At 39.9% G+C, this 12,426-nt stretch carries 12 protein-coding genes; all 12 read right to left on the bottom strand.

Going from position 1 to position 12,426, the window contains the following annotated elements:
- Positions 1-28: 28 nt before the first annotated feature.
- The 12 genes from G3O08_RS10015 to G3O08_RS09960 all read right to left on the bottom strand — a co-directional run bounded on the left by G3O08_RS10015 (position 29) and on the right by G3O08_RS09960 (position 12,324).
- On the bottom strand, positions 29-709 hold the full coding sequence (locus G3O08_RS10015) for a hypothetical protein (RefSeq protein WP_163285230.1): 681 nt from the start codon (positions 707-709) through the stop codon (positions 29-31).
- 285 nt (positions 710-994) lie between these two features.
- A complete protein-coding gene (locus tag G3O08_RS10010; protein ID WP_163285229.1) occupies positions 995-3,043 on the bottom strand; it encodes a T9SS type A sorting domain-containing protein in 2,049 nt (682 codons plus the stop codon).
- Between the two features lie 14 nt (positions 3,044-3,057).
- Complete coding sequence (locus G3O08_RS10005; RefSeq protein WP_163285228.1) at positions 3,058-4,155, bottom strand: cytochrome-c peroxidase; 1,098 nt, start codon at positions 4,153-4,155, stop codon at positions 3,058-3,060.
- A gap of 6 nt (positions 4,156-4,161) precedes the next feature.
- Positions 4,162-5,196, bottom strand: a complete 1,035-nt coding sequence (locus tag G3O08_RS10000; protein WP_163285227.1) for a cytochrome-c peroxidase — start codon at positions 5,194-5,196, stop codon at positions 4,162-4,164.
- Between the two features lie 6 nt (positions 5,197-5,202).
- Positions 5,203-6,165 carry an MbnP family protein gene (locus tag G3O08_RS09995; RefSeq protein ID WP_163285226.1) on the bottom strand — a complete coding sequence of 321 codons (963 nt, stop codon included), beginning with the start codon at positions 6,163-6,165 and terminating at the stop codon, positions 5,203-5,205.
- 195 nt (positions 6,166-6,360) lie between these two features.
- A complete protein-coding gene (locus tag G3O08_RS09990; RefSeq protein WP_163285225.1) occupies positions 6,361-6,777 on the bottom strand; it encodes an HYC_CC_PP family protein in 417 nt (138 codons plus the stop codon).
- A gap of 79 nt (positions 6,778-6,856) precedes the next feature.
- On the bottom strand, positions 6,857-7,312 hold the full coding sequence (locus G3O08_RS09985; protein WP_204336840.1) for a DUF305 domain-containing protein: 456 nt from the start codon (positions 7,310-7,312) through the stop codon (positions 6,857-6,859).
- Positions 7,313-7,331: 19 nt separating this feature from the next.
- On the bottom strand, positions 7,332-9,719 hold the full coding sequence (locus tag G3O08_RS09980) for a multicopper oxidase domain-containing protein (protein WP_163285224.1): 2,388 nt from the start codon (positions 9,717-9,719) through the stop codon (positions 7,332-7,334).
- A 39-nt stretch (positions 9,720-9,758) separates the two neighbouring features.
- Positions 9,759-10,076: a four-helix bundle copper-binding protein gene (locus tag G3O08_RS09975; protein WP_163285223.1), complete on the bottom strand. Its 318-nt coding sequence runs from the start codon at positions 10,074-10,076 to the stop codon at positions 9,759-9,761.
- A gap of 107 nt (positions 10,077-10,183) precedes the next feature.
- On the bottom strand, positions 10,184-10,363 hold the full coding sequence (locus G3O08_RS21865; protein ID WP_163285222.1) for a helix-turn-helix domain-containing protein: 180 nt from the start codon (positions 10,361-10,363) through the stop codon (positions 10,184-10,186).
- 392 nt (positions 10,364-10,755) lie between these two features.
- Positions 10,756-11,532, bottom strand: coding sequence for a hypothetical protein (locus G3O08_RS09965; protein WP_163285221.1), 777 nt, complete (start codon positions 11,530-11,532; stop codon positions 10,756-10,758).
- A gap of 9 nt (positions 11,533-11,541) precedes the next feature.
- Entirely contained in the window at positions 11,542-12,324 is a 783-nt protein-coding gene (locus G3O08_RS09960; RefSeq protein ID WP_163285220.1) for a hypothetical protein, read from the bottom strand.
- Positions 12,325-12,426 lie beyond the last annotated feature (102 nt).

Raw genomic sequence — 12,426 nt, 5'->3', positions numbered from 1 at the left:
AAAGTTTTAAATCTCAACTGCCTAAGAACTAGTCTATCACGACGAATTTTTTGGAAAAAAGCCGATTATTCATTTTGATTTCTGCCAGAATAAATTGATTATTTCCAGTATCGAGATTGATGTATTGGGTATTACCTAAATTTTCTGCTTGAGTAATAAGCTTGCCACTAATATTCCAAACATTGATACTTTCAACATTCGCAGGGAGATGAAAATTTCCCTGTCCCGCATAGTAAAATGCGCGATCCAATTCAACTTCTTCGACTGCCAGGGGAGATCCGGAAGTAATCACAATATCGAATACCATTTTGGTTGAATCTGCCGGATTGCTGAGCGAATGAATATTGTAAACAAGCTCCCCATGACCAGGCACTCCGTTGTGATTCATTCCGAATATCATTTTCTCCGGGTATAGTGGATCAATTCCTTCGCTTAGCGTAAAATTTGCTGAGCTGCCTTCTGTAACTTCAGTATATGAATTTGTGGGATCGTCAAGAAAAATCTGCCATTCATCTGGAATGTTTTCAAAACGAGCAGTGTAGCTCATTGAAATATCTATATCATCAATATTGTAAACGTTGCCATACGTGTGAATTTGAATATGATTTGTGGTTTTGACGATGTTTATCAACGTATCGCAATTCCAATTTTGGGCATTCGCCGAAAGGCAAATAAAACATATCGACGCCAGAGTTATGATCGTTTTCATTCTGAATAGTTTTATAAAGCTAAAAATGATTTTTAAAGATAAGCATATATTCCTTCTTATTCAGAGTTAGTTTGCTGATATTTAAGTGCAAAAAGAGAATCTGAATAAGATACTTGAAGTTATCAAATCCCCTTACTCCTAAATGTGGAATTTTAATGAATTCAATTTCTGATAATCTTTTGACTGTGTCAATAAAGCCGGCACCTCACTAATAATTTAAATATTTCGGAGATGCCGGCTGTAATCTGATTTTATCATATCAGATAGAATAGTGTCGTCTTACAATTAAAGTTTTACAACCTTTTTAGACGTCGATCCTCGGGCATAATTTACTCTAAGTGTATAAATACCTGATTCCAAGTCAGTCATATTCATTTCGACTTTTGATTGATTCGTTCGCATTTCCTTCACTAATTTTCCTTGCATGTCAAATAATTGCAGGAGTGCGTTTTGATCCAGATTAATTATTTGAATCATGTCGCTAGTAGGATTTGGAAAGATAATAGGATCAGTAATTTCGATATTATTTGCCGAAAGGGCAGAATCATCTACTCTAAAAACAGTATTTGAGTTGTAGTCAACGCCCCATATTTTCCCATCCGGGCCTATTTTAATTCCTTGCAAACTGCTAAAACCAGTTTCGATGCGGTGGAGTTCAAGCGCAGGCATTACGCTGATATCGTAAATGACTATTTCGCCTGTTTCAAATTCTGAAACAATCATTCTATCTTCTATCACATCAATCCCAGCTGGTCGTGAAAGGTTTCCGGAAGCCACTACGGTTTCTTGGGTATAACCAGTTACCATAGTATATTCTTCATAAAGCTCGTTGGCCGGATATGGCGGTGTGCCACCTACAATTCCTGTATTTATATCTATGCGGATAACGCGATCATTGCCGTGATCTACAACGTATAACCATTCATTTTCTCCGTCGAGCACAAGGTGGCTCACCACTTCGTTATTTGGGTCGCGGAGCACTTCATCATCGGCGTATCGGCGTATTCTGGCATCAGAATGGTCGTCATTTCCCGGACCATGGTCATCAACAAAATCGTTTCTCACAATGTCATTGCTATATCCATCAAAAACCCAAAAAGCATTGTCTTTTTCAGCTGCAATACCTTGTGAATAAGGTGATTGATGCAACATGTCAAGGTGGCTTCCGTTTCCGCCTGAAGGCTCTGCGTATATGTCCATATCGCTTGACCAAAGGGCAGGACCTGTAAATGCATCTCCGCCATTGTGATTGGCGTCATAAACTCCAGGCGAATTCGCGAAATTACCGTTTTGGCTAAATGCGATTCCGGTAGGTAGCGACATAAAATGCCACGCATTTCCATCTCTTTTCCAAAGCTCTGTTTGGTTCGACTCGCCGGCATTGTAAATTGTAACCGTGCTTCCACCTGAGTTTTCGGTGTCTTTGTTTATTACCCAAAGTTCTTTGTTGCTCAATACCGGATGAAAATCGAGATCTGTGGGATTGTTCACGTCATCAGACCCATTGGCAATAGCCGTAATTAATGGAAGTGCATTAATGTAATTGTCGATAATATTTGGTGTTCCTGGGCCTGCTTCAACCGTAAGGTTTAAGGTGTCGTTTGCCGGATTTTCATCGACATTGCCATTCAAATTATCCGTCCAGATTGACACTTCATAAACACCATTTTCAGAAATAATCCATGGTGTATCATGCTCCACTTCCATATCCTGGTAATTCGCCAAATTCGCATCTGTTACTGCAAAAGTTTGGGTTTCGCCGCCATCAATTGCATAATTGAAATCAAAAGAATTTATAGTTTCTGTACCAAAATTAAAAACATGTCCGTGGATGTCAAATGATCCAATATTCACATACTGGTATAGATTTGATGCAGACACCCCCATATCGTAAGTTGGCGGTTCAGCAGCGGTAAAAGTAAAAGTGGCTCCAAGCCCAATTCCGTCAAAACTCTCAATTGAATAACCGTTTACATATACATCGAAGGAAAAACCACCATCGCCCCAATCATCAATGTAAATTAAATCGAAATCTGCACCTTCAGCCAAACACCACGGGCCTTCAGTAATTTCAAGGTTGTCGCCATAACCACCAGGCGTTTGATTTTGGTCGCCTGCTCCATTGCATCCCACAGCGGTATTTCCGCCAGAGGCAATTGTGCCGTCGTTACATGCATTTCCATTTGGCACTAGCTGCCAGTAGGCTTCATAGCCGTAAGCATCTGTGTGTACCACGATTTCTACTTCTACTTCACCATCCGCGCATTGCGAGAAGCTTGGAGTAGAAAATAGAATGATTCCTAAAAGAGTAAATAATGCGTAAAAGTTTTTCATAAGATATTAGGGTTTTAAAAGGGTGATGCGTATTCCGGATTTTCCAGATACGTTTCATCGGTAAGCGTTTTTAAAAAGTTTATCAAATCGGTTTTATCTTCTGTTGTTAAAAACAAACCTGTTTCGGCTGTAGCCAATAGTGCTTGATCGATGGTAGGCGAAGGGTGAATTCCTTCATTGTAATGATCTACTACTTCTTCGAGCGTAGCGAACCTTCCATCGTGCATATACGGAGGCGTTACAGCAATATTTCTAAGCGAAGGCACTTTAAACTTAGCGCGATCTGCCGGGTTTTCTGTTGCATTTTCGCGTCCGAAATCAAGAAAATCAGCTTCTATGTCCAGTCCATTATTCATGTAAAGATCATTCTCAAAGTTTGGTCCGCCGTGGCAATGCTGACAATCTGCACCAGAAAATTCGGGAAAGAAAGGGTTGTATTCTGCTTCGAATAGTTCGAGACCGCGTAGTTCACTTTCAGAAAGCTCTGCTAAGCCTGCCTTGTATTTATCATACTTTGAATTGGCAGAAATAATTGTGAGAATAAATTGCTCAAGCGCAAGAGAAATACGCTCCGGATTTACATCTTCGGTTCCAAAAGCGCGCATAAACTGATCGCGATAAAGTTGAGTTCCACTGAGCTTTGCCACCACATTTTCAAGCGTTTCGTTCATTTCGAGTGGATCCTGAATGGGCATCAAAACCTGATCTCTAAGTAAGTCTGCTCGCCCATCCCAAAAGAATTGGTTGGTATGCCATGCCATATTGAAAATAGCCATTGACTGCCGTTTTCCCGGAAGGCCTTCTACACCAATAGAAAACTTTGCGGTATCTGAAAAAGATGATGGCTGGCTATGGCACGTCGCACAGGTTTGTACGCCGTTTCTGGAAAGCATCGGCTCGTAAAACAGCATTTTGCCAAGCTGAACGCTTTGTTTGGTAAGCTGATTATCTGCGGGTAAGTTTGGTGCCGGTAGTCCGTAATAGTTCAACTCATAAGCTGTGGCATCGTAAACAGCCGGTTGCGGTTTTGGCTGCTCACTTTCATCATCGGCGCAAGCCTGCCACAATGCAGCAGAAACCAATAAACAGATGAGTACTTTATATTTTTTCATGTTGTATTAATTGGGATAATGGTTTGGGTTTTCCAAAAATTCATAATCTGTAAGCGATCCTAAGAAAGCTACAAGATCATTTTTCTCTGTATTGGTTAACCCCAATGGTTTTACTTCTTCATTTTTATTCGCATGTGCGTAGCCACCTGAATTATAATGCTCTACAACATCTTGAAGGGTTTGCAACGAACCATCGAACATATATGGTGCAGTTAATTCCACATTTCGCAATGATGGCACTTTAAAACGTGCTCTATCCGTTTCTAATCCCGTTAAACGCATTCGACCTTCGTCAATGTAATCTTCGTATAGACCGTTGTTTTCGAAGGTGTAATTGGTAAAATTAAAACCCGAATGGCAGGAGCTACAAGCAAGCTCGTCGCTAAAAAAAAGATTCATTCCGCGTAGTTCTGCAGCGTTCAAAGCATTGGGTATACCTTGAAAAGCATAGCGATCATAAGCACTGTTGCCGCTTATAAGTGTGCGCTGAAAATTTGCCAAAGCGCGCGTAATTACAAACGCATCCGGCTCGCGCTCGTAAGCCGATTGAGCCATTGCCACGTACTGCTCACTCTTTTTTAATCGGTCAGCAATAAGCACTATGTTAAAGTCAAACTCATTGTGTTCTTGAATAGGCACCAAAACGTGCATTTCTAAGGTTGGCACGCCACCTTCGCGCGTAAAATAGGGATGGTAGCCAATATTTGTAAGACTCGGCACATTTCGCTTGCCCGGCGCATCGTCAACTCCGCTTGTCAAAGCAATCCTATCGCTAAAAGCGAGAGATGGCTGGTGGCAAGAGCCGCAGCTAATGGATGAATCGCGAGAAAGAATAGGGTCAAAGAATAATTTCTTACCCAAATCATAACTCGCCTTCGTAAACGGATTGTCTTCAGGAAAGGCAACTTCTGGAAACCCTTCGGGAATAACAAGCAACGGCCTTTGCGGCAGCGGCTTATCATTCGCAGAATCTTTAGCACAACCGCTTAAAAAAGCGGAAGTGACTAAAAGAAAAAAGATGGGTTTGATCCAGTTAAACATCAGAGCTTATTGAGAAATAATCTTTTTGGTGGCAACGGTTTCGCCATTTACAGAAAGGTTCAATAAATACAAACCAGAAGCAGGGAGCTGTAGATTGATATTGGCTGTATTACCAACATTAGATCGCGTTGCAACCGTTTTTCCAAGGATGTCTAGTACTGTAATGTCGTAGCCATAAGATTTATCCGAGTTAAAATCAATCGTCACATTTCCGCCAACAGCCGGGTTTGGAAATGCATTTAAAGTAAAGTCTGACCCTAACTCTGGCACTGAAACTGTTCCACTTGATGCTTCAAAAACAAGATCGCGCATGTTTTCAAGTGCTCGCTTTGCCATTCCTACTTCGCCGTGCACTATTAGGCCGCCAGAAATGTTTATATTTTCATAAATTCTTTCGTAGTTGGCATCAACGTTAATCAGCATTTCGCTGCCAGTAACATCTTGGTTAATTGGAATTATTACTTCGAAGTAATTCGCATCACCAAGGGCATGGATTTGTACTTCCTGATTGCTACCCAGCTCGGTACCTTCTATTGCCAGAAAGCGGAAACCTGCAGACCATCCCCAATGCATTGAGGGAAATCTTGGCGCTAAAGGATGTGGTGAAGTCCACGATGACGGATCACTGTGATTGTCTTCTTCATCTACTCCAACATAAAACGAAAGCGATTCTATCGTGTTCGCATCTATCTCTCCGAGATCGAGAATAGCTTCAGAACCTGCATCTATTATCGCATAATCTTGTAGAATGGTATATGTTCCACCGTCGTGAACAATGCTAATCTGAGATAAATAGTACTCAAGTCGATCAGCATTAAAATCCTGATCCAAATCATTCGTTCCCGTTTCATTAAATGCAAAATCATTCCCATTTAGTTTGTGATGAATCTGCACTGAAACTGCGGTTTGAGCATAGCTTATTGTTGCAATAGCTAAGGTGAGAATACTGGTAAGTAAAAGTCTTTTCATGATAGTTGAGTTAAAAAATGGTTTGATTTAATTTGATAATTTCTGGATTGCTAACCTTGGTCTTCTACCGAAAGCAATCAAGGAAAAATTATGAAAATGGTAAGATTCTGACGAATGGATATTTTCAGCGGTCTTTGTGAGCAGAAACACCATGAAATGTAGCGTGTCTTATACGAAGCAGACCAGTAAATTTTATCAAAGTCTAAATACCTGATATAGAATAAACACAGCCTGTTTAGGCAATGGCGGTTTATATGTCTGGAATAAAGCTTTGGGAAAAGTTTGTACAATTGAACTGACTTGCAGTGAAAAGTCTTTGACAATCGCAAAAGGAATAAAGCCAAAATCTATCGCTCCAAGATTTTGATATCTATCATTAATTTTGAAAAAGCTATGCTGATTTTCGCAACAAGGTGTTGCTTGAATTTTATTAAAATTCCAATCCAAATCGTTGCAGCTTTCCATATCAGCCATTCCGCAATCCAGATCGTAATTGCCAATTGAAAATTCACTTTTTACTGCCTTTCCCCCGCAAAAATGGGTGCTAAGGGCAATACTAAGATTTGAACTTAGTATTAACAGGGCAAGTAATATGGCAGAGACTTTTTTCAAGACCATGAATGTAGCAAAAACTGATCGATTAAAATTTATATTTTCAGTTTTAGTATTGTAATCCCAAGGAAGGAATTTGTTATTTTTCGTTCTCAAGTCTTTCAATAATTCGCTCCATTTGAGCAATCTCCCGTTTCTGTGCTTCAATGATTTCCTTGGCTAATTTTGCAGTTTCTGGATCTTCGAATGTTGCATTTTCACTTACAAGGATAGCTATGGAGTGATGCGGAATCATAGCTTTCATATATTGCACGTCCTTAACTGTGGTTTGAGTTCTAAGCAGAAATACTGCGCCAAGACCTACCACTATTCCACCAACAATTATCAACGTGTTGATTTTCTTGTTGGTGTACATTCCAAGCATAAACAGGAGCATAATAACGGCCATGGGAGCCACCATGTAAAATGCCATAAAAGTTCTGGATTCACTGATATAAATATGATCAAGTTCATTCACATTAAAGAACATGGCTGCGTACATAAATACGAATGAACACGCCATCATTAGGGCAAATTTTAAGTAGTTGTTTTTCATGATATTAGATTTTATAGGGTTAAAACTTGATAGACAAACCACCACCAACTCCAAACCGATTATCGTAGCTCGCCATCAGCGAAAAATTTCGCGAAAGAAAATACTCTGCGCCAACTTGCCAGACTAATTCATCGGTATAATTAATTTCTTTTCCGGTGTTTTCGGCATTGAGGTCGTTTACCCAGCCGACGTCAAACAGGTATTCAAACTCACCGAAGAGAACTGTTTTAGGAAAGATCATAATCTCACGGCTCAAGCCAATTTGTGGGCGCAACTCATTGTCGATTCGGAAATCCAGATTAAACATATAAGGCGTAAAAAATCGAATTCCAAGAATAGCCGTCGGGTTAATCTGGTCATATGAATCTTCTGTTTCGTTCTCAATATTTATCCCACCAAAAACGCGGAAATAATCGTATAAAAACCGCTCGTAGGTGAGCTCGCCTTCCAGATTTTGATTCCACCCGTATTCCATGCGCAATCCAAACATGTTGCGTGTATTTGAGCTTACCAGATTGAGTTCGCTCATGTGGGAAGCCACATCAATCATTCCCCAGTTGTAATAATGATTGCCTTCGTTTAATAGTTTTTTGAGCGGATAGGGTTTCATACGTGCGTCTCGAATTGTGTCATAACTAACCACGCGAGCCATCCCGCCCATCATGTGATAGAGTACGTGGCAATGAAAAAACCAGTCGCTCTCTTCTTTAGCGTCAAACTCAATGACCACCTTTTGCATCGGTGCAACATTCACGGTGTGTTTCAGCGGCGAGTAATCACCATTTTCATTTACCACCCTAAAAAAATGGCCGTGCAGGTGCATAGGGTGGTGCATCATGGTGAGATTATTCAGCGTAAAGCGTACCACTTCTCCTTTTTTGATTTTTATTTTGTCGGCTTCCGCCAATGGCACTCCGTTCATACTCCAGATATAGCGCCACATATTTCCCGTAAGGTTTAGCAAGACATCTCTTCTTGGCCGGTCTTCGTCAAAATCTGTTTTTTCGAGTGCTTTTAAATAATTGTAGTTGTACTCGGCAAACATGTTCATCCCGTCCATTTCCATGCCTTCCATTTTCATGTTGTCATGATTGTCCATTGTGCTGTTTTCCATTTTCATGGAATCGGATTTTGCCATGTCCATTTCATTGTTTTTGGAATGATTCATATTGCTGTGATCCATCTTTTTGCCGTGATTCATTTTAGAATGATCCATTCCTTTCATGGCATCCATTTGCATACCCCATTTATTCATCATCTTTTCCGGCTCGGGATTATTTGGAGTCCACTGTGTAGCTGGCGCACCCATCCGCATATCCATTTTTGCCATTTTCTTCATCATTTCAATCTTGTCGGGCCTTGCCACAACAGGTGCGTGAAGGGTGTCTCCACTTCCGAAATAGGCATATGTGATCCCAGATCCGTCTTGAGCCATGGAGCGCATTTCTATCATGCCCTTTTGGGGAATGGTGATAATGAAGTCATAAGTTTCCGCAATAGCGATAAAAGTTTTATTGTGCTTTACCGGCTGTACGTTTAGGCCATCGGCTGCAATAAGTATTGGGTCAGCGCCACCAAAAGTCATCCAAAATTGCGAGGAAGCTGATCCGTTAATAATGCGCAGCCGGATCTTTTCACCTGGTTTGTAGTGGGAATAATCTACTTTTTGCTCTCCATTTGTCAAAAAAGCATCGTAATAAATATCGGCGATATCTGCCCCTTCCATGCGCTGTTTCCAGAAATTGAGCTGGGCGCCTAAACCACCACGGCTTATCACCATGCTCAATGGCGTAGAAGTTCCTTTTTTAATCCCGTACCACTCATTTCCACGCTTCAAATTGCGCATCACATTCATTGGCTTCTGATTCGTCCAATCAGAAAGCACTAAGATTTGGTCATGATCGTATTCCAGAGTCTTTTCTACAGGGTTTATTTGAATGCTACCATAAACGCCACTTTGCTCTTGCAGCATTGTATGGCTATGATACCAATAAGTGCCAGACTGGTTTATTTCAAATTCATATTTAAAGATTGTTCCAGGCTTTATGGGCGGCGTAGTGAGATAGGGAACACCATCGTAAAAATTGGGGAGCAACAAGCCGTGCCAGTGCACCGAAGTTTCTACATCCATTTTATTTTCCACATAAATTACGGCGTAATCGCCTTCAGTGAAATTGAGCGTCGGACCGGGAATAGTGCCATTTACTGTCATGCCCCAGATGTCCTTTCCGGCTTTGTTTACCTTTTGGTTTTCAATAGTGAGATGATGCACGGTTGTATCGCGCACATTTTGGGCGAAAGCCGAAAAAGCGAAAGTTAAAAGGAGAAACGTGAGAATATAGAATTTTGTCAAAACGCGAGTTGGTTTTTTGGTAATTAGGGTTGTTTGCAGGAAGAGAAAAAACATGCGGAAATTCTGATCGGTCCGCTTAGTTTTCCCCTTTTTTTAAGCCGCTTTACAAGCCTTTTCGCATTCACGACAAGCTTTTGCACAATCCTGGCAATGTTGCATATCGTGTTGTTCGCATTCGTCAGCGCATTTTCTGCAAATGTCAGCGCAGACTTTCAGCATCGCTCTCGCGTTATCAGAATTCCTTGCCACCAATCTGTAAGTTGTGTTGCAAATATCTGCGCAGTCGCGATCTGTTTTAATGCAGCTTATCATTTCTTTTACCATGTCTTCTTCCAGACAGGCGTTGGCACAATTTTCACATGCGGCTATGCAATCAGCTAATTTTTGAAGTAAGTCTTTTGAGTCTTTCATTTCTATTTTTTTTGGTGTTTAAAACAGGTTGCCAAAATAATTCCAAACTCCCATTTGCACTATTGTCATATTTCTGATGAAACTTATCAAAAATATAATACCTTGTATCACATATCATTAAGAAGTTTCCGCGTAGATGGTTTTTGCTTACGAAACACGGAAGGACTATGACCTACGGCTAATTTGAAAGCTTTGCTAAAAGATTGTAGAGAATTATACCCAACCTTTTGGGCAATTTCTGTAACTGTATGATCTTCATAGCTCAACCATTCTTTTGCCTTTTCCATTCGCAAAGACTGCCAATCAGCTATAAAACAGACTTAGTGAAGTCTATCCAAATGATATTTGAAAGGCTGTTGATAGGATGATAGCTTTAGGTAATTTAAATCTGGCGGGTGCAATCAGAAATTGTAGATATTGTTTTCAAAAGAAAATAAACGGAAAATAAAATATAAAATAAAAACACATAGAAAGCTCTACATCAGTTGATAGCTTTATTTTTGATTAATGTTTGTAAAAAATAAAATCATCTAAACCCCGAAAAATAGTACGATAAATTATTTCGATACAACTATACATTCATGGTAAGTTCATCCAACTTTGCATTTGTAATCAGATCAATCAAAACCAGCTTTATCTTCTTGCAAATGATTTCACCCGAAAATATTATCTTAATACCCTAAAAAGCCTTTTCAGTAGAATCTCTTATTCGATTTCGAAAACGATAACTTAAACCGAATGAAATTGTCAGCGAATTTAATCCAACACGGCTTGCAGTTATTGTTTCTTGATTGGAATAATGAATGATTGTTTCATTTGAAAAGGGCTTGAAATGTGCTAAATAGCCAGCTTTCAAAAAATAGTCGAAATTACCCTTCGAACGCATTCCGATAGTGAAAACAGATTCAAATCCAAAATTCCATCTACTTTCTACTCTTACAACTCCCCAAGTAGAATCTCCGGTCGCTGTAAGAACTGGTTGAGAAGGGTCGTAATAAACCGTTCCAAACCCACTCACCACCCCAACATCTCTAGATATTATCGTGTTAAAACCAAGACCTACACCCCCGTAAAAGCGTTTATAAATTTTAAATTCCTTTCCAACGTAAAGCGGTATCCTGTAATTTTCAATACCGTCTGAAGCAGAGAAAGATTTTGATGGTTTCCAAGTGTCATAATTTATTTCCGCAAATGGATGATAGGGCTTGCTGCGATAGATTCCGGTCTGATAATAAAACCCATTCTTTCTTTTACCAAAATGTACGCCAACTATGGTTCCTACAGAGCCTTGAGAAAGTGAATACCCTTTTTCATTGGTATAGTGAAACCTGCCTGATAATACGCCCATTTCTACGCCGGCATAAAACCCATTTTGTCCAAAAACCCCTTGACCAAGAAATAAAGTCAAAACTATCAGGATAGATTTCTTGTAGTTTGTTAGTGATGAGATATTCATTGTCGGTTTTTAATAATAGTCTTTAATGCGATTCTCGGGCTTTTTAAAGGCGATACTAAACATAAGCGACACGTTATTGCCTGATAAAGCGTAAGTGCCTGTTGAGCTACCCGAAACACTCAAATTTGCAAATGCATATTCGCCTCTGTAAGTGTCTTGAAAGTTAAGGGTATAAAGCAGGTTGGTTTTTATCAAAAAACTATTAAACAATGTTGTTATCCCGGCACCAAATAAAAAACTACCGAAGTAGAATTTCTCCGTGTTTTCCATTGTTAGACGAAAAAGTTCCCGAGTGCCTGACATATCGTCTTGATATGTTAGACTGTATAGGATATCGGCGGACGGGAAAATTTTTACTTTGCCACCAGTTCGGAACTCTAAAAATTGACTTTCGCTTAGAGGAAGTTTATAAGTTATTAGAAGAGGAAGCGACAATGTCGGCACATATGAATCACGGGCTTTATCAATTAAATCAGATGTTCGTGAAGGGATATCTTCTTGTTTTATATTCAACCTAATATGATAAGATGGTTCCTTGGCGAAAATCATTCCGGTAACAAAAGACCATTGTCGTTCGGGTCTAATATCAACTTCAAATCCACCCGAAATTCCCCAAATTGGTAAATTCTCCGGTGCCATTGTGCCGGATGTTATTCGGCTTTCAGCCGAATGATACAAAGTTGGCCCAATCATTAGGCTGAACTTTCGGTAATCTCCCAATTTCTCAAACAAGTCTGATTCTTGCGCAAGCGATGAAAAAGAAGAAGCAATGCCAATTAAGATAATTAGCATTGCTTTTTGTAAGGCTTTAAAATTTACCATCAGATCAAAATTAGCTTGTGAGAATGAAATTATGTCACTACCTAAAAGTAGATAAGTTGTATCAAAATGTCA

Origin of the sequence: Cryomorpha ignava (assembly GCF_010686655.1) — a bacterium.
GTDB classification, from domain to species: Bacteria; Bacteroidota; Bacteroidia; order Flavobacteriales_D; family Cryomorphaceae; genus Cryomorpha; species Cryomorpha ignava.
Note: the sequence above shows the minus strand (reverse complement) of the source record. Positions and strands in the feature narration are given on the sequence as shown.

Bases quoted from the DNA above. Each gene is read 5' to 3' on its own strand.
- G3O08_RS09995 (WP_163285226.1), bottom strand. From the start codon at position 6,165: ATGAAAAGACTTTTACTTACCAGTATTCTCACCTTAGCTATTGCAACA.
- G3O08_RS10015 (WP_163285230.1), bottom strand. From the start codon at position 709: ATGAAAACGATCATAACTCTGGCGTCGATATGTTTTATTTGCCTTTCG.
- G3O08_RS21865 (WP_163285222.1), bottom strand. From the start codon at position 10,363: ATGGAAAAGGCAAAAGAATGGTTGAGCTATGAAGATCATACAGTTACA.
- G3O08_RS10010 (WP_163285229.1), bottom strand. From the start codon at position 3,043: ATGAAAAACTTTTACGCATTATTTACTCTTTTAGGAATCATTCTATTT.
- G3O08_RS09975 (WP_163285223.1), bottom strand. From the start codon at position 10,076: ATGAAAGACTCAAAAGACTTACTTCAAAAATTAGCTGATTGCATAGCC.
- G3O08_RS09965 (WP_163285221.1), bottom strand. From the start codon at position 11,532: ATGAATATCTCATCACTAACAAACTACAAGAAATCTATCCTGATAGTT.
- G3O08_RS09980 (WP_163285224.1), bottom strand. From the start codon at position 9,719: ATGTTTTTTCTCTTCCTGCAAACAACCCTAATTACCAAAAAACCAACT.
- G3O08_RS09985 (WP_204336840.1), bottom strand. From the start codon at position 7,312: ATGAAAAACAACTACTTAAAATTTGCCCTAATGATGGCGTGTTCATTC.
- G3O08_RS09960 (WP_163285220.1), bottom strand. From the start codon at position 12,324: ATGCTAATTATCTTAATTGGCATTGCTTCTTCTTTTTCATCGCTTGCG.
- G3O08_RS10005 (WP_163285228.1), bottom strand. From the start codon at position 4,155: ATGAAAAAATATAAAGTACTCATCTGTTTATTGGTTTCTGCTGCATTG.
- G3O08_RS10000 (WP_163285227.1), bottom strand. From the start codon at position 5,196: ATGTTTAACTGGATCAAACCCATCTTTTTTCTTTTAGTCACTTCCGCT.